Source organism: Embleya sp. NPDC020630 (assembly GCF_044334985.1).
Classification (GTDB): Bacteria; Actinomycetota; Actinomycetes; order Streptomycetales; family Streptomycetaceae; genus Embleya.
Window position 1 is genome coordinate 69473 of sequence record NZ_JBIRUB010000016.1, and the last position, 21282, is coordinate 90754.

General features: G+C 68.9%; 16 protein-coding genes. 9 read left to right on the forward strand and 7 right to left on the reverse strand.

Annotation, left to right across the window (positions count from 1 at the left end):
• The first annotated feature begins 80 nt into the window (after positions 1-80).
• On the forward strand, positions 81-1343 hold the full coding sequence (locus ACH4XV_RS36640; RefSeq protein ID WP_395796898.1) for an acyltransferase family protein: 1263 nt from the start codon (positions 81-83) through the stop codon (positions 1341-1343).
• A gap of 28 nt (positions 1344-1371) precedes the next feature.
• Here the strand turns inward: ACH4XV_RS36640 and ACH4XV_RS36645 are convergent, their stop codons facing one another.
• The 3 genes from ACH4XV_RS36645 to rfbA all read right to left on the reverse strand — a co-directional run bounded on the left by ACH4XV_RS36645 (position 1372) and on the right by rfbA (position 4733).
• Positions 1372-3087 (reverse strand): hypothetical protein, encoded by a 1716-nt coding sequence (locus ACH4XV_RS36645; protein WP_395796900.1) that lies wholly within the window; start codon positions 3085-3087, stop codon positions 1372-1374.
• Positions 3088-3217: 130 nt separating this feature from the next.
• Entirely contained in the window at positions 3218-3823 is a 606-nt protein-coding gene (locus ACH4XV_RS36650; protein ID WP_395796902.1) for a dTDP-4-dehydrorhamnose 3,5-epimerase family protein, read from the reverse strand.
• Positions 3824-3833: 10 nt separating this feature from the next.
• The gene (gene rfbA / locus ACH4XV_RS36655) at positions 3834-4733 is read right to left on the reverse strand and encodes a glucose-1-phosphate thymidylyltransferase RfbA (RefSeq protein ID WP_395796904.1); all 900 of its coding nucleotides are present in this window, start codon (positions 4731-4733) and stop codon (positions 3834-3836) included.
• Positions 4734-4841: 108 nt separating this feature from the next.
• On the opposite strand from rfbA, the gene rfbB reads away from it, so the two are divergent.
• From rfbB to ACH4XV_RS36670, 3 genes are all read left to right on the forward strand, one after another.
• A complete protein-coding gene (gene rfbB / locus ACH4XV_RS36660; RefSeq protein ID WP_395796906.1) occupies positions 4842-5819 on the forward strand; it encodes a dTDP-glucose 4,6-dehydratase in 978 nt (325 codons plus the stop codon).
• Between the two features lie 62 nt (positions 5820-5881).
• Positions 5882-6784: a glycosyltransferase family 2 protein gene (locus tag ACH4XV_RS36665; protein WP_395796908.1), complete on the forward strand. Its 903-nt coding sequence runs from the start codon at positions 5882-5884 to the stop codon at positions 6782-6784.
• Between the two features lie 57 nt (positions 6785-6841).
• Positions 6842-7837, forward strand: coding sequence for an NAD-dependent epimerase/dehydratase family protein (locus tag ACH4XV_RS36670; protein ID WP_395796910.1), 996 nt, complete (start codon positions 6842-6844; stop codon positions 7835-7837).
• A gap of 24 nt (positions 7838-7861) precedes the next feature.
• Here ACH4XV_RS36670 and ACH4XV_RS36675 read toward each other — a convergent pair whose 3' ends face one another.
• On the reverse strand, positions 7862-8761 hold the full coding sequence (locus ACH4XV_RS36675; protein ID WP_395796912.1) for a glycosyltransferase family 2 protein: 900 nt from the start codon (positions 8759-8761) through the stop codon (positions 7862-7864).
• Between the two features lie 37 nt (positions 8762-8798).
• Entirely contained in the window at positions 8799-9959 is a 1161-nt protein-coding gene (locus tag ACH4XV_RS36680; RefSeq protein WP_395796914.1) for a lipopolysaccharide biosynthesis protein, read from the reverse strand.
• Between the two features lie 499 nt (positions 9960-10458).
• Here ACH4XV_RS36680 and ACH4XV_RS36685 point away from each other — a divergent pair, with 499 nt between their 5' ends.
• The 5 genes from ACH4XV_RS36685 (at position 10459) to ACH4XV_RS36705 (ending at position 16841) form a co-directional block, all read left to right on the forward strand.
• On the forward strand, positions 10459-11145 hold the full coding sequence (locus ACH4XV_RS36685) for a glycosyltransferase family 2 protein (protein ID WP_395796916.1): 687 nt from the start codon (positions 10459-10461) through the stop codon (positions 11143-11145).
• Positions 11146-11149: 4 nt separating this feature from the next.
• Positions 11150-11578: a DUF2304 domain-containing protein gene (locus ACH4XV_RS36690; RefSeq protein ID WP_395796918.1), complete on the forward strand. Its 429-nt coding sequence runs from the start codon at positions 11150-11152 to the stop codon at positions 11576-11578.
• A gap of 145 nt (positions 11579-11723) precedes the next feature.
• Positions 11724-13046, forward strand: coding sequence for a PIG-L family deacetylase (locus ACH4XV_RS36695; protein WP_395796920.1), 1323 nt, complete (start codon positions 11724-11726; stop codon positions 13044-13046).
• A 74-nt stretch (positions 13047-13120) separates the two neighbouring features.
• A complete protein-coding gene (locus ACH4XV_RS36700) occupies positions 13121-15241 on the forward strand; it encodes a hypothetical protein (protein ID WP_395796922.1) in 2121 nt (706 codons plus the stop codon).
• A gap of 1 nt (position 15242) precedes the next feature.
• Entirely contained in the window at positions 15243-16841 is a 1599-nt protein-coding gene (locus ACH4XV_RS36705) for a glycosyltransferase family 2 protein (RefSeq protein ID WP_395796924.1), read from the forward strand.
• A 38-nt stretch (positions 16842-16879) separates the two neighbouring features.
• Here ACH4XV_RS36705 and ACH4XV_RS36710 read toward each other — a convergent pair whose 3' ends face one another.
• Both ACH4XV_RS36710 and ACH4XV_RS36715 read right to left on the reverse strand, forming a co-directional pair.
• Positions 16880-18046, reverse strand: coding sequence for a glycosyltransferase (locus tag ACH4XV_RS36710; protein WP_395796926.1), 1167 nt, complete (start codon positions 18044-18046; stop codon positions 16880-16882).
• Positions 18043-20886: a CDP-glycerol glycerophosphotransferase family protein gene (locus ACH4XV_RS36715; RefSeq protein WP_395796928.1), complete on the reverse strand. Its 2844-nt coding sequence runs from the start codon at positions 20884-20886 to the stop codon at positions 18043-18045. The genes ACH4XV_RS36710 and ACH4XV_RS36715 overlap by 4 nt, the downstream gene beginning before the upstream one ends.
• Positions 20887-21282: the final 396 nt, after the last annotated feature.

Genomic DNA, 21282 nt, shown 5'->3' on the forward strand with positions numbered 1-21282 from the left:
ACATCGCACGGAAAAGCTCCCACGTTGCTGTGCGGTAATCGCATCGGAAGGGCGTGGAACGCGTGCGACGCGTTTTCTCAATGGGCCGACAGGGGACGTTGGCCGATCGTTTCTCGGGCCGGGACAACAGCATCGGGCTGATCCGACTGCTGCTGGCCACGGCCGTCGTGGTGGCGCACGCACACATCCTGGGTGGCTTCGGCAAGCGTGAGCCGGGCAACGGCTTCACCGGTCAGCAGGTCGGCCTCGGTCGGATGTCCGTCTACGGCTTCTTCGTCCTGTCCGGCTTCCTGATCACCCGCAGCGGCATGCGCACCACGACCGGGCGCTACCTCTGGCATCGCCTGTTGCGGATCCTGCCCGCCCTGTGGGTGTGTGTGCTGTTCACCGCGTTCGTGGCGGCGCCGATCATGTTTCGGCACCAGCAGGGCTCTCTGGACGGCTTCTGGCGGCACGGGGAAGGGCCGTTCGACTACGTCCGCGCCAACTGGTGGACGGGTCTGCGCCAGTTGGACATCTCGAACATCCTCGCGTCCGGCAAGAAGTCGGGGCAGGCGTTCGATCCCGGATTCGACGGCGCGCTGTGGTCGCTGAGCTACGAGATGACCTGCTACCTCGTCGTCGCGGCGATGGCCTGGTCGGGCGTCCTGCGCGGATCCCGCCGATTCGTACTGCTGCTGACCGCCCTGCTCTACGGCTGGATCGTGATGGACCTGGTGCACGCCCCCGGCTGGCGCGGCCCGCAGAACACCGACGGCGTCGACATCCACGTCCCGGTCCTGAGCGGGTTCATCGGCCCGCTGTACAGCCAATACCTGATCTATCTGAGCTTCCTGTTCTGCGTCGGCATGCTCTTCCAGCTCTACCGGGAGCGGATCCCGGTCAGCGACGTGCTCGGTGTCGTCTCGCTCCTCGTGCTGGTCGCGAGCATGCGCTTCGGCGGCTTCTTCGTGTTCGGCTTCCCCGCCTTCGCCTACGCGCTGATGTGGCTCGTGGTGCGCCTGCCGAAGCCCTTCCGATCGGTCGGCCGCAAGCGCGACCTCTCCTACGGCATCTACATCTACGGCTTCGTGGTCGAGCAGTTCCTGGTGGTGCTCGGGTACAACCGGCACGGCTTCCTCGGCTATCTCGGGCTGTCGCTGCTCGGCACCCTCGTGCTCGCCGCCGCCTCGTGGTACCTGGTGGAGAAGCCCGCCATGCGGCTCAAGGACTGGACCCCGGGCCTGTTCCGCTCCCGGCTGCCCGAGCCGGTCCCGGGGGAGCCCGCCGAGGACGCCGCGGACACGCCGAGGGCGGCGCCGGACTCCCCGACGCCGCCCTCGACCGTGACGATGCACCGCTGACCCCCGGCCCGAGGGTCGGCGGCCCCGATCAGCCGCTCTTCGCCCCGGGGGTGCCGTGCACGGGGGACTTCCACGGCGGGGTGCCCAGCCGCTGGCACTTGTGGTTCTTGGCGTACCTCGGGCACTCGCCGTTGGTCTTCTGGAGCTGGTGCGAGCGGAACGTCAGCGAACCGATGCTCGTGTCGTCGACCGGCATGATGTCGTCGGACACCGACGACGCCGCGATACCGAACAGCAGCGCCATCGCGGCCAGCGCCCCGATCGTGGTCGACATGCCGGGAGTGGTGCGCCAGCGCGCGCCCACGTGCATCGGCTCGACCTCGGTGGCCGGGTCCGCGCGATGCACGACGAACCGGTTCCACAACGAACGCATGCGTTGCGCGGACAGGTGCACGGCCACGCCGACCAGCAGCAGCATCACGTAGGCCAGCTCGATCGAGGTGCGCGGGTACAGCTGCACCGCGTCGTTCTGGAACATGTGCGACGCGAACCAGAACCGCATCAGCCACGAGCTGGCCAGGCAGGCCACCAGCGCCAGGACCAGCGAGCGCCGCATGCCGAGGGCGAGCGCGACCGCGAGCCCCACCAGCAGGATCAGCATGAACACGCCGACACCGCCGAGTTCGCCCGGCGGCGGCCACATGCCCACCTCGCCCGGTGTGTCGCTGCGCCACATGAGGAAGTAGGCGGGGTCGACCTTGGTGTCGAAGTAGAAGTAGGAGTCCTTCTCGCCGCCGCCCTTGAGCAGCAGGTCCTTCAGGTACAGACCGCTGATCAGCAGGAACGGGACGAGCGTCGCGCCGAGGAAGACCAGCGCCGACTTGAAGCCGCGCCGCCAGGGCAACACGAGCAGACACGTCACGAGCACACCCGCCGCCGACCAGACGAACCAGCCGGAGTAGGCGATCATCATCACGCCCAGCATCACCCCGAAGGCCGCGCCGGTGACGAGCCGATCGCGCTGCGACATCTGCGGGGATCTGCGCAGCACCTGGATGAACTTGGCGATCACCGGCACGAACACGACCAGCACGATCGTCGTGTAGGGCTTGATCGGTTCGTACAGCGGAATCGAGCTGGTCACCCCGATGGCCAGGGCCCACAGCGGCTGGAACCACAACCGCCAGGCGAGGTAGGCGGCCGGGCCGATCATCGCCATCAGCAGGATCTGCATGTCCTGGAGGGCGTACGAGGTGTTGCCGCCTCGGAGCACCTTCGCCCACAGGGCCAGGAACTCCGGGAACAGCGGCGGGTACACGCCGGACGGGATCGACTCGCCCCGGTTGATCGCCCCCGCCCAGTTGGCGAGGGTGCCCACGTCACCGCCGACCCCGTTGATGGGCCACGGCGTGCCGCGCAGGCCGATCGTGGTGCCGCCCGCCACGAAGCCGGTGGCCAGTCCCGCCACGACGGCACACGAGAGGCGCACCACCAGCGCCTGCAGGGTCGGACCGAACCGCCGGTAGGCGATCACCAGTGCCGCGATGACCAGCAGCGAGATCAGCGTCATCCGCAACTGGAGCGTCGCCAGGCCGCTGACCTGACCGATCCGGTTGATCGGGTTGACCCGGATGTTGCGCGCCCAGATGGCGAACACCAGCGCGGTGAACATCGCCACGGCGCCCTCCGCACAGACCAACAGCGGGCGCCGCCACCACGGAGCCGCGGTCGCGGCCGCGCTCTTGGGCACCGTCTCCGGTGGGGGTGAGGACGTAGGGAGTTCGGGCGACGGGGCGCACTCCACCTGGTTTCTCCTTCAATGGGCCGGGCAAGGTCCTGCCGGTCGACCCGCGGGGGGTCGACCGGCAGGACAGCAGTCGAGACGTTGGCGGCCCCGTCGCGGGTTGCGCCACGGGACGTTCTCGGTGCCGGCGTCAGGTGCCGACGAGACCGAGCGAGTCGGTGAAGTCCTTACAGATCGTGTACTGCGGGAGCAGACCCGTGCGGGCCGCCTCCTCCAGCGACGGGGCCTCCGCGTCCCGCGCGGACAGCACCGGCTCGTCCGTCTGCCAGTCGATCGCCAATCGGGCATCCAGGGGATGCACCGCGTGTTCGCGTTCGGGGGCATACACGGCCGAGCACATGTAGACCAGTGTCGCGTCCTCGGACCGTGCGCAGAATCCGTGCCCCAGGCCCTCGGAGATGTACAGCGCCTTGCGCTCGACATCGTCCAGCAGGACGCTCTCCCAGCGACCGAACGTCGGCGAGCCGACCCGCAGATCCACCACCACGTCGAGCAGGGCACCGCGCGAACAGGTCAGATACTTCGCCTGACCCGGCGGGACATCGGCGAAGTGCACGCCCCGGACCACGCCGCGGGCGGACACCGAGATGTTGGCCTGGGCGAGGTTCAGCGGGTGTCCGACCGCCTGTGCGAGGTGATCGAATCGATACCATTCCGTGAACATGCCACGTGGGTCGCCGTGCAGACGGGGCGTGACCTCCCAGGCCCCGTCGATGCCGAGCGGGCGGATATCCATGCGGGCTTCCTCAGTCGGCGGGGGTCGGGTGGGGGGCCAAGCCCTCACCGTATGCGAGCAGGTCGATCAGGTATTTTCCGTAGCCGCTCTTGAGCAGGGGAGTCGCGATCGCGCGCACCGCCTCGTCGTCGATGAACCCGGCCCGCCAGGCGGCTTCCTCGACACAGCCGATCTTGAGCCCCTGACGCTGCTCGATCACCCGGACGAACTCGGCGGCCTGGACCATCGAGTCGAAGGTGCCGGTGTCCAGCCAGGCCGTGCCGCGGTCGAGCAGGGTCACGTTCAGTCGGTCCGCGCGCAGGTAGGCGGCGATGACCTCGGTGATCTCCAACTCGCCGCGCGCGCTGGGGGTGAGCCCACGGGCGATCTCCACGACCTGGTTGTCGAAGAAGTACAGCCCGGGCACCGCGTAGCGGGACTTGGGCCGTGCCGGCTTCTCCTCGATCGAGAGGGCGCGACCGTCGGCGTCGAACTCCACCACGCCGTAGGCGCTCGGGTCGGCGACCGGGCAGGCGAAGACCCGGGCGCCCTTCAGATCCGTGTGACCACGCAACTGTCGACCGAGGCCGACGCCGTGGAAGATGTTGTCGCCCAGTACGAGCGCGACGGATTCGTCGCCGATGAAGTCGGCACCGAGGACGAATGCCTGGGCGATTCCCTCGGGTCGCTCCTGGGCCGCGTATTCGATGCTCAGTCCCAACCGCGATCCGTCGCCGAGCAGGCGTCGGAACTGCGGCTGGTCGTGGGGGGTGGTGATGACCAGGATCTCGCGGATTCCGGACATGATCAGTGTGGACAGCGGATAGTAGATCATCGGCTTGTCGAAGACAGGCATGAGCTGCTTCGAGACGGCCTGGGTCAAAGGCCACAGTCGGGAGCCGGTGCCACCCGCGAGAAGAATGCCGCGCATGGCGCACACCCTACGTGGTGTGGGTGAATCCCAGGTTGCGGCGGATCCTCCCGTCCACCGGCGCGGGAGCCGATACCGCTCGGGCAGAACGTGTAAAATGCCGTTTCCATGCGGATCTTGGTCACAGGCGGAGCCGGTTTCGTCGGCTCGGAGTTCGTACGGGGTCTGTTGTCCCGTTCGAGCGTGTCCGACTCGATCACAGTGTTGGACAAGCTGTCCTACTCGGGAAGTACCGCGAATCTGGCGGGTGTGGAGAGACACCCGCGATACACGTTCGTCCGCGGCGACATCACAGACATCGAACTGGTCGATCAGGTCGTGCCGGGCCACGACGTGATCGTGCACTTCGCGGCCGAATCGCACGTGGACCGCTCGATCTCCGGCGCGATGGAATTCGTGACGACCAATGTCGTCGGCACCCAGACCCTGCTCGACGCCGCCCGGAAGCATCGACTCGGGCGTTTCGTCCAGGTGTCCACCGACGAGGTCTACGGCTCGATCAGCGAGGGCTCGTGGACCGAGGATTGGCCGCTCGCGCCCAATTCCCCCTACTCGGCGAGCAAGGCGGGGGCGGATCTGTTGGCCCTGGCGGCCTTTCGCACCCATGGCCTGGACGTGGTGCTCACCCGCTGCTCCAACAACTACGGGCCCTACCAGTTCCCCGAGAAGATGATCCCCCTCTTCCTGACCAACCTGTTCGACGGCAGGCCGGTCCCGCTGTACGGCGACGGCGGGAACGTACGGGACTGGTTGCACGTGAAGGACCACTGCGCGGGCATCGAGAAGGTGATGCGTCAAGGCCGCGCCGGCGAGACGTACCACATCGGCGGCGGTGTCGAGATGTCCAACCGGGAGTTGACCGGGATGCTCCTGGAGGCGTGCGGGGCGGATTGGAAGATGGTGCGGCCGGTCGAGGATCGTAAGGGCCACGACCTGCGCTACTCGTTGTCGATCCGCAAGATCCAGGACGAACTCGGCTACGCCCCGGTCGTACCTTTCGAGCGGGGACTCGCGGACACCGTAGCCTGGTACCGGGACAACCGATCCTGGTGGGAACCCTTGAAGGCGCGGGCGACGGGCACCTGATCCGGTGGGACGCTCGACGCGTCACCGACATCCGTTGCCGAGCACTTAGGTGTATTGATCGCATGACGACGTTCGACATCATGTTGCCCTACTACGGCCCCGTTCCGCTGATGCAGGCCGCGGTGCGCAGCGTCATGACGCAATCCGACCGCGACTGGCGACTCACCGTCGTCGACGACGGTCGCGAGGAGGGCGTCGCGGAGTGGTTCGACTCGCTGGGGGACACGCGTGTGCGCTACCTGCGCAACGAGCGCAATCTCGGAGTGTCCGGCAACTACCGCAAGTGCATCGACCTGGTCGAGTTCGACCGGGTGGTCCTGATGGGGACCGACGACATCATGCTGCCGAACTATCTCGAACGTATGCGTGAATCGCTCGCGCTGGCGCCGGACGTGGCGATGATCCAGCCGGGCGTCGAGGTCATCGACGGCCTCGGACAACCGGTGAAGACCCTGGTGGACGGGACCAAACGGCGGATCTACGCGCCCAAGGTGGACGGCCACCGCCTGATGGGCGGTCAGGAGTTGGCCACCGGCCTGGTCCGCGGCAACTGGCTCTACTTCCCGTCCGTGTGCTGGCGCGCCGACGCGCTCAAGGCGGTGCCGTTCCGGGAGGACCTCCGGGTCACCCAGGATCTCGCTCTGGTTCTGGAACTGCTGTTTCGGGGGGAGGAGTTGCTCGTCTCCAGCCCGATCAGCTTCCAGTATCGCCGGCACGCGGCGAGCATCTCGTCGGCCACCGCCGTCAACGGCGCCCGCTTCGCCGAGGAGCGGGACTTCTTCCGGGAGTTGGCCGTGGTGGCCCAGGAGCACGGCTGGCCGCGGACGGCCAGGGCCGCGCGTTTCCACGTCGCGTCGCGACTGCACGCGCTGACCCTGCTGCCCGGTGCGGTACGGACCGGGCGGATGGAAAGTGTGACCAACATCGTCTCGCACGCGTTCGGCTCGGTGCGCCGGGCGCGATGACCCGCGTTGCGGCGACCCCGAGGGGGTTCGCCGGTCTCCATGGAAAGAGAGCGGCACATGGCCGAATCGCTGTCCGCCGCGCCGGGTGGGCCGGCCACCCCCGCGCGGGTGGCCGTCCTGGGCGGTAGCGGGTTCATCGGCCGCCCGCTGTGCGCGGCCCTGGCCGGGCGCGGCCACGCGGTGGTGGCGATCGGACGGCGGGAGCCGGCAACCCCGGTCGCCGCGACGTTCGTGCGCCTGGACGTGGAGCAGGCGCCCCCGAAGGTGACGGCCGAGGTGTTCGCCGAGCACCGGGTGACCCACGTGATCAACGCGGCCGGCGGCATGTGGGGCCTGACCGACGAGGAACTGGTCGGCGCGAACCTGACGTTGGTCGAGAACGTGATCGCGGCGATCGGCCGGTCGGATCGGGCCCCCCGCCTGGTGCACCTGGGCACCGTGCACGAATACGGTCTGGTCCCGGTCGGCACGATCCTGCACGAGGACTCGCCGGCACGCCCGGTCGCCGCGTACGGCACGGCGAAGCTGCGCTGCACCGAGCGGATCGGCGCGGCCGCCGAGGACGCGGGCCTGGACGCGATCGTGCTGCGCGTGGGCAACGTGGTCGGCGCCGGCCAGCCCGGCCACAGCCTGCTGGGCGGGGTGGCCGCGAGGTTGTCACGCGGCGCCGGATCCGATGGGCCGGTGCGCTTGGCCTTCGCGTCGCTGGGTGCGCGTCGCGACTTCGTCGACCTCGACGACGTGGTGGCCGCGGTGGTCCTCGCCGCGGAATCGACCGCGCGGGGGGTGGTCAACATCGGCGCCGGGGCGGCGGTGCCCGCCCGCGATCTGGTTCGCCTGCTCGTCGAGGCCGGCGGCGTCCCGGCCGAGGTGATCGAGGAGTTCCCCGACCCGGATCCGGACGAGCAGTGGCAGTGCATGTCGGTGGCGCGCGCCGAGGAGCTGCTGAGCTGGCGCCCGGTTCACCCGCTCGGGCACGCGATGCGGCGCCTGTGGGCCCGGCACGCGGCGGAGCGCGTCGGTCGGGACGGCGAGGAGGCCCCCGACGCGTGACGCGTCGGGGGCCTCCTCCCCGTGTCAGTGGGTGCTCGTGTTCCCGAAGGCGTGCCGGGTCAGGTTGCGCACCGAGCTCTTGTCCCCGCGACGGACCGCCTTGGGGACGAGCGTGAGCGCGTGCAGGCGCGACCCGACGTGGTTGCGCGCGGCGGCGGCCGCGCGGTGCCACCCCAGGGCCTCGAAGCGCTCGATCATGCCGGTGAAGTAGGTGCGCTCGGTGACGAAGCGGCGGCCGCTCGCGGCCGCGGCCGAGGAGTGGCTGACCGCGTGCCGCCGGTAGCGGAAGCAGACGGTGTCGTCGACCACCATCGTCGCGTGCAGGCACAGCGCGTCGATCACCATGGCGAGGTCGTGCACCTCGTCCAGGTCGTCGGGGAAGCCCACCTTCTTGGCGATGTCGCTGCGCCACGCCAGCGAGGGGAAGTACAGCCAGTTGCCGCGGATCAGGCCGACCGCGAGGTCCTCGCCGCCGAAGAGCCGGCGACCCTGCACCTTGGGCGCGAACAGGTGCCGCTTGACCTGATCGACGAAGGGCATCGCCGGGTTCCCGGCGGTGTCGATGACCTGCACCCCCGGCTGCACGATCTTGGCGTCGGGGTACTGCTCGAAGCAGGCCCGCACGGTGGCGAAGTAGTGGGGGAGCATCACGTCGTCCCCGCCCATGAAGACCAGGAGCGGGTTCTCGACCAGCGAGAGCACCTTCTGGTAGTTCTTCGTGACGCCCAGGCGGTGTTCGTTGCGCTGGTACTCGATGCGACTGTCCTGGAGGCTCTCGAACCACTCCGGTACGCCGGGTTCGGAGCCGTCGTCGGTGACGATGAGCCGCCAGTTCTGGTCGGTCTGGGCGATGACGCTACGGACGGCTTGTTGCATCATGCCCACGTCGCCGTAGTAGGGCATCGCGACGTCGATCGTTTCCAACACAGTCTCCGGTTGCGAGTCGAGTGAACGTGGTGCTTCAGGCTTGCACGACGCTGTCGGTCGGAGTGCCCCGAAGGGCATCCTCCGCCCGGGCGTCGCTCACATGGTGCCCTGGTCGGCGCTTGCCCAGACTCCACAGCAGGAAGGCCATGACCAGCGCGGTGATCAGCGATCCGGTCAGGTAGGCCGCCTCGACCCGGATCTGGATGGAACCCGGCGACGCGGTCACGGCGGCGAGCGCGGCGACGCCGATCACCCAGGACCACATCTGGTGCCGGTGCCCGCCCTGGGCCATCAGCGCCTGCCCGAGTACGAGGGCGAGCATGTAGCACAGCGTGCCCAGCGAGAACCAGGCGAAGTCCCCGGTGCCGAGCACCTCGGGCGAGCCGAACAGGGTCGGCACCAGCCAGGGACCGAGGATCGTGGCCACCGCTCCGCCGCTGAGGCCGAGCACCGCGACGATGCCGCAACTGCGCAGTACGAGCTGGCGGAACGCGGCGCGATCACCGGCGGCGTGCGCGCTCGCCAGCCCCGGCAGCAGCGAGGTCTGCAACGAACTGAAGACGAACAGCGGCACCCGGGCCAGCACGATCGCCGACAGCAGCGCGCTGACCAGTTCGACCTCGCCGGGTTCGAGCAGCTTGACGTTGATGACCGCGATGTTCACCACGATCTGGGACAACATCGTGGAGACGATGAGCAGGGCCAGGCCCCGATACATCGCCTTCCACGGCACCGTGGTTCCCGGCAGCGCGTGCCGCAGCACCGGGCGCAGGGTGACCAGGACCGACAGGAGCGGGGCCGCGGTCAGGATCAGACTGAACATCAGCGCCGACTCGACCTTGGCGATGCCGAGGCCGAACGCGAAGGCGATCCGCAGGCCGCCGTCGATCGCCAACTGCGCGCCGTACTCCCGGAACAGGCCGAGTCCGGCGAGGATGCCGCGGGTCACCGCGGTCGCCGCCAACCCGACGAACGCGCCGGCGAGGGCGATCAGCATCGAGCGCTGCCCGGCGAACAGCCGGTCGGCGATGGGTACGGCGCCGGCCGCGACCACGATCAGCACCGCCGCCAGGATGGCGCCGGCCAGGACCATGCCCCTGCGCAATACCGGAGCCGCGCCCTCGCCGCCGATTTTGCGGGCGGCGACGATTCGAGTGATCTCCTGTTCGACCGGGGTATAAAATCCATACCCCACGGAAAAGGCGATGGTCCACAAAACCGACACATTCGCCATGCCGTCGGACGACAGTGTGTGGCCGGCGAGCGCAAGATGCACATATGAGGCGGCGCCCAGAACGACGACGCCGATGCCGACTCGGAGCGTGCCCGGGGGTAGAGCCCGGACGGCGCGTACTACGAGATTCACGGAGACCCGGCCGATGCGAAGTTGGGATGGAGTGAGGCGGCGTGGAGATCGGGCCCGCCCGCGTCGCCCACCGATCTGATCGCTCGGGCCCTCAGCACAGGACCGTACAGGCGATCATGGGCGACCCACCAGGCAGCCGATCGGTTAGGATCCTCTGAGGTGATGGGCCCATAGCTTCGCGAGTCTACTGGACATACGAGGCGACAGGTTCGGCCGATGATCGACCGGAGGCCGCGTGGCCGGGCCGAGTGCGCGTCGGTTCGTCTCTTCGGATTGTTGCTCGAAACAATCAGACGCGGTAGCGAAAACTCTCATCTTGGAGTGTCTGGTGCGGGACTACAGCGACGTATGGTTGGTGATCCCTGTCTTCAATGAAGACCAGGTCATCGCCCAAGTCGTCACGGATGCATCTCTAGTATTCCCGAACATTGTTTGTGTGGATGACGGCAGCTCCGACAATTCGGCCCGTGAAATTTTCGGGACCGTTGCGCACCTCGTGAAGCACCCGGTCAATCTCGGCCAGGGTGCGTCCTTGCAAACCGGAATCACCTACGCGCTCGCCCAGCCGGGCGCTCGGTATTTCGTCACCTTCGACGCCGACGGGCAACACCGGGTCGAAGACGCCGAGGCGATGGTCGAACGCATCCGCATGGGTGATGTCGACGTCGTGCTCGGTTCGCGCTTCCTGGAAGCCAGCACGGAGATTCCCAAAATAAAGCGAATCGTGCTGCGAACCGTTGCAGCGGTGAGCCTCACGTCCCGCAAGCTGCACTTGACGGACGCGCACAACGGGTTGCGGGTCTTCAATCGGGAGACCGCGGCGCGGTTGCGCATCAACATGAACGGCATGGCACACGCATCCGAGATCGTCGGTTTCCTGGCGCGTTCGGGTCTGCGCATCAAGGAGATGCCCGTGTCCGTCCGTTACACCGAATACTCGAAAGCCAAGGGCCAGTCGCTCATCAATGGCGTGAACATCCTCTTTGACATGTCGGTTCGGCAGCGGGGTAAATGATCGTATGTTGATCCAGGCAATTCTCCTCCTCGGCGCCGCGGGCCTGCTGGCCCTCTTCGTCCTGCAGTGGGACCAGGTGCGCACCCGGGCCTGGAAGCGCATCGCGTTCCTGCTGTTCGTCGGCGTCAACGCCTACGCGGTGATCCGTCCCTCCGACACCACGTGGCTCGCGCACAAGGTCGGCGTCGGTCGTGGAACCGACTTGATCCTCTACGGACTCGTAGTAGGTGTCGCCTTCATGGCGATGAACACCTTCATGCGGTTCCGGTCCCTGGAGAAGAAGATCACCGACCTCGCGCGCAGCGTGGCCATCCGCGAGGCGCAGCTGCTCAACGCGAACCGGCCGGAGGCGCCGGCTCGGGTCGCGGAGAACGGCGGCCGGCCCGCACAGGTCGCCGAGGTTCCCGCGTCGGAGCACATCTCGACGAGCTGATCCGGTTCTCGAGCGGACGACCGGGCCGTGCCGCCACCGCACGTACACGGAAGTGGACTCGGGTTCGAAGATGGTCGTATCGCGCAGGAGCGTACTTGTCGGTGGTTGTGGCCTCGCCCTCGCCGGCGCGGGTGTGGTCACAGCGGTGGAATTGCTCGATCGGGGCGACGGGTCCGCGCCGTCGCGGGCCGTCGCCCGTCCGGCGTCGGCGCCCGTCGTCTCGTCGACGACGCGCGTGCTCAACGTGGTCGCGCACCACGACGACGATCTGCTCTTCCTCAGCCCGGAATTGTTGGACAACCTGACCGCAGGGGCGTTCCTGCGGTCGGTCTACTTCAACGCGTCGGATTACCAGGGCTACCCGAAGTACATGACGGATCGGGAGCAGGGCCTGCGCGACGCCTATGCGCGTACGTTGGGCGCCGAACTTCGGGACTGGAAGTCGCAGCCCTACGAGTCGGGCGGCGTGCGGGCGACGTTGTGGACCCTGGGCGAACGGGTCTCGATACTGGAGACCCGAATTCCCGACGGGTACATGCGGACCCCGCTCGGCGCGAAACGCCTCTGGGGTCTGTACGCGGACAACACCCGGGTCACCACGCGGCCCGGTGACACTTTTCCCGCGCAGGACCTCGACCGGGACCGCTTGGTCGCGTTCCTGCGCGGGTTGCGGGACGAATTCAAGCCGGATCGGGTCAATACCCTGGATCCGACGTCCGACCTTCAGGGCGACCCGGATCCGGTCGGCGGTTTCCACCAGGACCACGTGGCCGTGTCCCGCCTGGTCAAGTACGCGCTCGAGCAGGACACCAAGCCCTGCTCCGTCACATATCACCGGGATTACACGATCGAGCGGGAGCCGGTGAATCTCACCGGCGAACAGGCGGCGCGGAAGAAGAAGGCCTTCGGCGTATACACCGACTACGATCCGGACGCCAAACGCAGCAAGGTGTACGGGCCCTGGCTCCGCAAATCCTATGAGGTGGACGCCGCCTGGCGCCGGGATCTGGTGCTCCCGATGCCGGTTCCCGACCGCGTCGAGCCGGTTGCCGCACATCCGTATCTGGGACCGCATTACCGCATCCGCAATCGGGGCAACGGTCTCGAGTTGAGCGCGCGGCCCGAGCCCGACGCCCCGGTGACCACCACGGCGGCCAGGGACCAACCGGGCAGCGCGTTCCGCCTGGCCGGCATCCGGTACGGCTGGGGGCTGATCCCGGTGGGCGGCGAGGTCATCGTGGCGGTCCCGGGCGCGAGCACCGCCGCCGAGTGCGGGGCCCGGCTGGTCGCGCGGGCCCTCGACCCAGCCCAGGCGGTACGCGCGCACGGCGACGTCGCGACCGGATTCAGCCTGATCTTCGCCCATTCCGGCATGGCGCTCACCGGTGCCCACGCGCCCGGTGGAGATGTATTCCAGGCGCCTCTCGGCAGTGGTGACGTCCAAAAATGGGACTTCATCAAGGTCTGAATTCGATCGCTTTATACCATGCGATATCGTGGGCCCGCCCAGTTCGTATGTTTCACCGGACCGAACGAGGAATCGTGACCGTCTCAGACAGCGCGCGGGCGACCGCGTCACCGTTCGGTCCGGTCGCCTCGCCGGGACCGTCGCCCGCCCGCGGTTCCCGCCTCGGCCGGAGCCTGCTGATCCTGCTCGCGGCGCTGGCGATGTCCTGGCTGGTGCCGATCGTGGCCTACGCGGCCCACGCGGCGGTCGTGTTGCCCGTGTTGTTCATCGGCTTGGTGGCCTCCCTGCTGCGCTCGGGGCGAACCGTCCTCGACCGCCTGGTCTTCGCGTTCTCGCTGGCAGTGGGCGCGACCTGCCTGGCCGGGCTGGTGTTCTCGGTCTGGCCCTGGGGGCTGCACCCGGTGCCGGTGGCCGGGGTGGGCTTCACCGCGGTGTCGATCGGGGCGGTGGTCGCCGGGCGGCGGCCCGCGTTGCCCCGGACGGTGAACCTCCCCGATCTGGTGACCGTGGCATTGACCGCCGCGGTCACCATCGGAACGGTGTTTCCCTATCTCGGCCGCGGACTGGTCGGCCGGCTTTCCCTGGTGGTGGTGGCGGAGGATCTCGGCCGACACTTCGCGCTCTACGACACGATCAGGACCGCCGGTGGTTACACGTTCTTGAATCGTTCGGAAACGCGTACCGGACTGACGAATGAACTTTTCGGTTATCCGCAGGGCAGTCACTTCGGGATGAGTCTGTTCGACAACTTCCTGCGTTCGAGTACCGCCGCCGGTTCCGCGACCACCGCGTTGGATCACTTCGTCTACTTCTACGCGGCCACGCTCGTCTTTCTCGTCTTCGCCGTGTTGTGGTCGATGCGCTGGATCGCCGGAACGGCACTGTCGACATGGCGCTACGTCGCCGTCGGTACGGCGGCCATGGCATATCTGTACTTCGGCGACGGTATGGCGATGTTCCTGCGCGGCTTCCCGAGCGAATTCGTCGGCCTCGGCCTGCTGGCGCTGCTGGTCGCGGTCACCAGCCGGCCGCTGCCCCGGTTGCGGGAGCAGATGTGCGTACTGGCCGCGCTGACCGTCGGGTTGTCCTTCACCTACTACCTGTTCCTCCCCCTGGCCGGAGTGCTGCTCCTGGTCTGGATGTTCGGCAATCGCAAGCGACTGTTCGGGCAGCCGCTGTGGACCGTCGGCGCGGTCGTGGTGACCGCGTTCGGCGCGCTCTACCTGCCGATCCTCAACAGCGAGTCGGTGAAGTCGGATTCGCTGAACGCGGGGGGCGGAATCAGTCCCACCATCCGGCACCTGCTCGCGCTCCTGGTCCTGGTCGTCGCGCTCGGCCTGCTGTCTCGATCGGCCTGGCGCAACCCGGTGCGCCGGATGGCGATCCTGTGGATGGTCTGCGCGGGCGGGGTCGTCGCGCTGATGTTCGTCTACCAGAGCGCGATCATCGGCGAGACCTCGTACTACTACGAGAAGTTGCTGCATCAACTCATCGTGGTCGCCCTCGTCTGCCTCGGCGCGACCTGGTTCGTGGCACCGCGCTGGCGACCCGGGCACTTCGCGGGCCGGGCCCGCCGATCGGCCCCGTTCACCCGCCCCGTTCCGGCGTTGGTGTTGGCGATGGCGCTGTTCGCCGCCCTCGCCCTGAACGCGAACCCGGACCGCGACGTGTGGCGCAAGCCGCCGCGCGATCTCAGTTGGGGTGTGGGCTACTTCACGAAGAAGATGGACCACCCCCGGCTCGCCCAACTGGTCCTGAAAACGATCCGGGCCCAGCCCGACCCCCGGGGCCACGCGACGATAGTGCAGATGAAGAACGACTGGCAGGCCAACTACTACGGGACGTTGTGGGTCGACGTGCTCTCGCGCAACCTGGGCACCGCGTGGCAGGCCAAGCCGTACTACGGCACCCAGGAGACGCCGGAACAACTGACCAAGCGGATCGTGGTCAAGTTCCCCAAGCTGCCGATCCGGGTGGTCACCGACGATCCGGAGATACTGGCGACCGTGCAGACCCTGCGCCGGGATCGCCCCGACCTGGGCCTCGAAGTGTTGTTCAGCAACCCCAGCCGATGCACCTACGACTTCAAGGCGCAACCCGCGCCGAAGCCCGGCGAGCGGGTGGCGCCGGTGCCGAGGATCCCGTTCCCGGCCAACGGGTGCAAGAGCCCCCAAGACGCGCCCGACAGGAAGTGACATGAGCGAGCCCATCGACCCCCGGGTCGGCGTGGTGGTGATCGTGTACAACGACGCCGACCGACTCGCCGACGCCGTGCGTTCGGCGCTCGCCCAGGGCGAGGTCGTCGGCGAGGTCGTGGTCGTGGACGACGCCTCGACCGACGACACCCCGGCCGTCTGCGCGCGGCTGGCGGCCGAGGATCCGCGCGTGCGGATCGTGCGCCGCGCGGACAACAGCGGTGGGTGTGGCACCCCCCGCAACGACGGGATGTCGGCCGCGCGCGCGGCTCGGATCGTCTTCCTGGACAGCGACGACGTGCTCCCGCCCGGCGCGGTCGACGCCCTGGCCGCCGCGGCCGATCGGCACGACGCCCACGTGGTCGCCGGCCTGTGTGTACGGCGGGAGCTGCCGCGCACCCGCGATGTGCCGTGGCAGCCGCACCTGTTCACCGCCGAGGTCGGCTACGCGAATGTGGCCGAGCGGCCCGAGACGGTGTGGGACACCCTGTCGGTCAACAAGCTCTACGACCGGGCGTTCCTGCTCGGGCACGACATCCGCTTCCCCGACGGCGCCGGGCACTACGAGGACTTCGTGTTCACCGCCCGGGTGTACGCGGCCGGCCCGCGCTTCGCGGTGATCCCCGAGCACGTCTACACCTGGCACGTGCGTCGCGAGGCCGGCGATCCGTCGATCTCGCTGCGTCGGGATCGGATCGGCAACTGGCTGGATCGCCTCGACGCGCACCGTCAGGTCGTGGACATCCTCACCGAGGCGGACGAACCCGCGCTGCGGGCGGCGGCGCAGACCAAGTTCGTCGAGCACGACCTGCGGCTCTACCTGCGCGACCTGCACAAGCGCCCGGCCGAATACCGGGATCCGTGGTGGGACGCGGCCCGTAGGCACCTCGCGGGCCTGGACCCCGACGCGGTACGGGCCGCGTTCCCGGCCGCGCGCTGGGCCGCCGCCGTGCTCGCCGCCCGACCGGAGCCGACCGACCTGGCGCGGTTGTCCGAACTGGCCGCCGAGCCGCCGCGGTTGACCGGTCCGTACACCACTCGCGAGGGTGTCGCGGTGTGGGACGACACAGCGCCCGAGGTGGTGCTGACGGGCCTGGCCGACCTCGCGCCGGCCGAATTGCCGGTGGTGGTCGAGGCGGATGTGATCGGCCCGCGCGGCAACGTCCTGGACCTCACCGTGCACAACCTCCACGGGCGGTTGACCGAGGTCGAACCGAGCCGGATCGACGTGGAGTTGCGCGATCGCCACGGCGACGAGGTCCGGGTCCTCGGCGTCCGGGAGGGCCGACTGCGCGCGGTGCCCGGCGCCGACGCGTGGACCGGCCGGGTCACGGTCGAGGCGCTGCACGTGGCGGGCCTGGAGCCGTTCGCGGTCTGGGACGTGTGGGTCCGGGTGCATCACGCGGCCGGCGCCCCGATCGTCACCAAGGCGCGCGCCGGGCGGGGCCTGGGCCGGCGGATGCGGCCCGATCTGCGCAACGGGCTCGCGTTCGTGCAGTTCCACGCGACCGCGAGCCGGTCGCTGGCGATCCGCTACGCCGGCGGCGGTGCGGGCATCCGCGAGGTCCTGGGTGCCCGACTGCGTCGCCGGCGAGGGTGATTTCGGGGCGGGCAGGGCCTGCCCGCCCCGAACACGCGCTAGCGGTAGACGTATCCGAAGATCTGTTCCCAGCGCTCCAGGACGGCCTCCGGTGCGAACCGGGTGACGTCCTTGAGGCCCTGTTCGCCGAGACGGTCGCGCAACTCCCGGTCCGTGATCAGCCGCTCCAACGCGGCGGTGAACTCCCGGGTGTTGCCGCGCGGTACCAGCAGGCCGTTCTGTTCGTGCGCGATGATCTCGCGGACACCGGGTGCGCAGTCGAACGCGACGCTGGGCACGCCCATGGCCATCGCCTCCATCAGCGAGATCGGAAAACCCTCGGCGCGCGAGGGTGCCGCGAACACCGAGGCATCGCGCAACGCGCCCTCGACGTCGGCGGTGCGGCCCGCGAACTCGACGCCGTCGGCCAACCCCAGCTCGCTCGCCCGGGCGCGCAACCGTCCCTCCTCCGGCCCCGACCCGTACAGCCGCAGCCGCCAGTCGGGCCGGCGCCGCGCCACATCGACCCACGCCTCCAGGAGCAGGTCGTAGCCCTTCTCGAAGGAGAGCCGACCCAGCGCGACCACCAGCGGAGCGGTTCGCTCCGAGGTCGTCTCGGGCTTGATCGGCAGCGGGTTCGGCAGCACGTCGACGTTGTTGAGCCCGTCCCGGCTCCACGCGTCCGCGTCCTCGACGGTCAGCAGCAGCAGCCGGTCCACGTCGGCGAACCAGCGGCGCACCCGGCGGGCCCGCGAGGAGTTCGCCGACGCCTCGAACGACTCGTGGCTCATCCCGATCACCCGCAGCCCGGAGGTGTCGGCCGCGGCGACCCACTCCATCGCCCACACCTGCGGGACGATCACGATCGCCCCGGGCCGCGCCGCGCGGAACAGCGCGGTGAGCCGGTCGGCCGCCTGCCGCACCGACGCCTTGCGCAGCGCCTCCCGACGCCGGGCGACCACGTCGAGCCGATCGCGGACCGTGCGCGGGCCCCAGGCCGACGGCGGATGCACCCGATGCAGGACACTCGTGCGGTACGGCAGATCGCGGCCGTAGTCGTGCACGCTCTCGGGGTGCACGACACCGATCAGGTGCACCGAGTGGCCGCTCGCCTCCAGCATCCCGGCGGTGTGGTGCGCCCAGCGCTGGAGTCCGCCGAGCTCCTCGATGTTGTTGCAGACGATGAAGATGTCGCGCGGTGTGCGCGTCACACTGGTCCCGCTCACTGCGCGCCCCCCGTCGGGAAGAAGCGTTCGACGATCTGCCTGGCCGCGGTGCCGCGGTCGTACTCGCCGTAGGACTTCACGAACGCCCGGCGCAGGTCCGCGTAGCGCCCGTGTTCGGCGCCCGACTCGCGCACCGCGGCGAACAACGCGTCCTGATCCGCCGCCAGCGGACCGGGCGCCCGGTCGGCCAGCTCGAAGTAGGCTCCGCGCGACTGCCGCGTGTAGGCCTCGTAGTCGTAGGTGTAGAACACCATCGGCCGGTCCAGGAGCGCGTAGTCGAACATCAGCGACGAGTAGTCGGTGATCAGGACGTCGGCCAGCCGCAGCAGCGGCGTGACGTCGTGCGTGGCGGACGCGTCGCGCACGTCCTTCGCCAACGACGGCGGCAGGTCCACGGTGTCGAGGTAGTGCGTGCGCACGAGCAGCACGAACTCTTCGCCCAACTCCCGCACCCAGCGCTCGAGATCGAACGGCATCTCGAACTCCTCGTCCTCCTCGCGAGGCCGGAACGTCGGTGCGTACAACACGATCCGGCGCGGATCGCCGACCAGGCCCAACTCGGCCCGCAACGCCTCCACGTCGGCGGTCGGGGCGTCCGCGTCGGCCAGCGCGTCGTTGCGCGGATAGCCGGTGCGCAGCGGCTCGGCCCGCAGCCGGTAGGCGGCCATCAGCGTGTCCACGTCGTGCTCGGACCGGACCACGAAGTAGTCGAAGCGGTCCACGCCCTTTTGCAACCGGGCCTGCGCGGCCGCGTCGGACTGCTTGACCGAGGGCATGTCGAAGCCCATGCGCTTGAGCGCGGAGCCGTGCCAGGTCTGGATGTAGGTGGTGCCGGGGTTCTTCACCGCGTCGCCGAGCACACCCTGGTTGTCGATCCAGAACTCGGCCTGGGCGAGCGCCTTGTAGTGCGCCCACGAGCCGCGCTTGACCAAAGTGGCTTCCTTGGGGAAGCCCGCCCGGCTCTCCGCGTACACCCACACCGCCTCGAACCGGGCCCCGGAGCGCCGCAGTTCCTCGTATATGTAGCGCGGGTTGTCGCTGTACTGGAGGCCGAGGTGGCTTTCGAAGACGACCAGGCCCTTGCGCACCGGCAGCTTGGCCAGCGCGGTCCGCGCCAGCCGGAACGCCTCCCGCTTGCGGGCGCCCGTACGGGTCATCTGCTTGCGGGCGGTCGCGACCAGTTTGTGGCCGAAGGTGCTGTCGGCCGTGCGCAGCACCAGTTCGCGGCCCTTGCGGGCGATCGCCCCCTCGTGCGTGACGGTGAAGGACAGATGGCCCTTGTCCGTGATGAACGGGAGCACGTGGTCGCCGACCGCCTTGCCCAGCCGGGGCCGGATCGGGATCGAACGGGCATCCTCCGGCAGCGAGGTGGCGAAGATGCGACTGGTGCTGACCACGCCGTCGACGGTCAGGTCCATCCAGACGTCCCACACCGGGTCGAGCACGCCGACCGGATGCAGCATGCGGGTGAGGTCCACAGTGGTTTCCCAGGCCAGCCCCTCGGGGGTGTGCCGGATCGAGTCCACCGGCACGTGCACCGCGGTCATCGCCAGCTTCTTGCGCCGGGAGCGGAACTCCAGGCGGGCCGAGAGCCGCGCGGTCGGTTCGATGCGGTCGAGCGGATTGACGATCAGGCCCGCCAGCCGCACCGAACCGCCGGTCGACGAGTAGTGCACGAGGTCGTTGCCGAGCCAGACCTGGTCCAGCGGCTTCGCCCAGGTCACCAGGTCGGTGACGTCCAGGATCGCGCGGCCGAGTTCGTCGTCCAGGTGCTCCGCGCACCAGTAGACCCGGCCGTCCCGTCGGTGCAGCGGCGCCGCCACCTTGCTCCGGTTCAACACGAGGTCGATCGCGGTCAGCAGGTTCGGCCAGTCGTCGCGCAGCACCAGGTAGGCGGCAAGCGCCGGGATGTGCTTGGCCTCGCGGAAGGCCCGAGGGTCGAGCGTGGCCAGGTATTCCTGGGCCAGCGGGAGGAACTCCCGGCGGAATTCCTCGGTTTGGAACGGCAGGCCCCACAGGTAGAGGACCAGGTCGTGCTGGAGGAACTTGACGTCCTTCAGCAGCTTCAGCGACCGCAGTTCCTCGGTCCGCAACTCCTCGTCGATCCGGCGGTGGATCGCGAGCCGATCGGTGAAGTTGCGCAACTCCCCGCGTCGGTTGGAGATCGAACGCACCTTCGCGTCCTTGACCACCCGCCACTGGTAGACGGTGTTCGGGATCAGCGTGATCCGGCTCGCCGCCAGATACGCGCGCGCCGAGAACAGCAGGTCCTCGTAGTGCAGGCCCTCGGGGAACCGCAGTTCGTGTTCGTTCAGGAAGGTCCGGCGGTAACACTTGTTCGTCGACAACGTGTCGTAGAGCAGCTCCGGCCGCTCGCTCGCCGACTCCAGGACCGCGCGCTCCGCGTAGAGCTCGGGATACCACGGGGTGACCTTGCCGTTGCGGCCCTCGTGCAGGCGCACACACAGCCCGGAGATCAGGTCCGCCCCGGTCTCCTCGGCGGCCACCAGCATGTTCTTGCACGCGTGCCGGTCGAGGGTGTCGTCGCTGTCGAGGAACATCACGAACGTGCCGCGGGCCTGGTCGATGCCCTCGTTGCGGGGCCGGCTGCACCCACCGCTGTTGTGCTCCAGCCGAATCGCGCGCACCTTGCCCGGATGCTCGGCCGCGAACCGCTCCGCCACCGCGAAACTGTCGTCGGTGCTGGCGTCGTCCACGATCAGGATCTCGAGGTTGTCCAGGGTCTGCCGCAGGACCGAGTCCACCGCGCGGGGCAGCCGTGTCGCGTCGTTGTAGACGATCACGATCACGCTCACGTCGGGTGCGCGGGACACACTCATGCGACCACCTCCGTGGGCGGGACTCGAAACGGTGCCTCGAGCTTAGCCAGGCGGCCGATCGGCGGGCCAATTCCCGCCGGGTACGGGCATCCGGCGACCGTCGGGAGCATACGGACGCGAAACGGGCGGTCGGCGGTTCCGCGGGCCCGGGTTCGCGAGCGGGGTCGCAAACGATCCCCGTCGCAGGTGGCGGACGACGCCGGGTGATCCGTTAACCTGTCTCGTTGTTTCGGGGAATCCCCCATACCCTCCGTCGGATCGGCTCGAACCCGATCGGCGTTGCCGCGGCGATCGCCTCACGAGGCGAGCACGCAAAGGAGTGATGGCGCCTGTCCACCGCCCTGGTCGTCACAGCGCCCGCTGCCCCCGGTTCGACGGCTCGGGTCGATCCGGCCC

Bases quoted from the DNA above. Each gene is read 5' to 3' on its own strand.
- ACH4XV_RS36650 (WP_395796902.1), bottom strand. From the start codon at position 3,823: ATGGATATCCGCCCGCTCGGCATCGACGGGGCCTGGGAGGTCACGCCC.
- ACH4XV_RS36705 (WP_395796924.1), top strand. From the start codon at position 15,243: ATGAGCGAGCCCATCGACCCCCGGGTCGGCGTGGTGGTGATCGTGTAC.
- ACH4XV_RS36665 (WP_395796908.1), top strand. From the start codon at position 5,882: ATGACGACGTTCGACATCATGTTGCCCTACTACGGCCCCGTTCCGCTG.
- ACH4XV_RS36690 (WP_395796918.1), top strand. From the start codon at position 11,150: ATGTTGATCCAGGCAATTCTCCTCCTCGGCGCCGCGGGCCTGCTGGCC.
- rfbA (WP_395796904.1), bottom strand. From the start codon at position 4,733: ATGCGCGGCATTCTTCTCGCGGGTGGCACCGGCTCCCGACTGTGGCCT.
- rfbB (WP_395796906.1), top strand. From the start codon at position 4,842: ATGCGGATCTTGGTCACAGGCGGAGCCGGTTTCGTCGGCTCGGAGTTC.
- ACH4XV_RS36640 (WP_395796898.1), top strand. From the start codon at position 81: ATGGGCCGACAGGGGACGTTGGCCGATCGTTTCTCGGGCCGGGACAAC.
- ACH4XV_RS36670 (WP_395796910.1), top strand. From the start codon at position 6,842: ATGGCCGAATCGCTGTCCGCCGCGCCGGGTGGGCCGGCCACCCCCGCG.
- ACH4XV_RS36715 (WP_395796928.1), bottom strand. From the start codon at position 20,886: ATGAGTGTGTCCCGCGCACCCGACGTGAGCGTGATCGTGATCGTCTAC.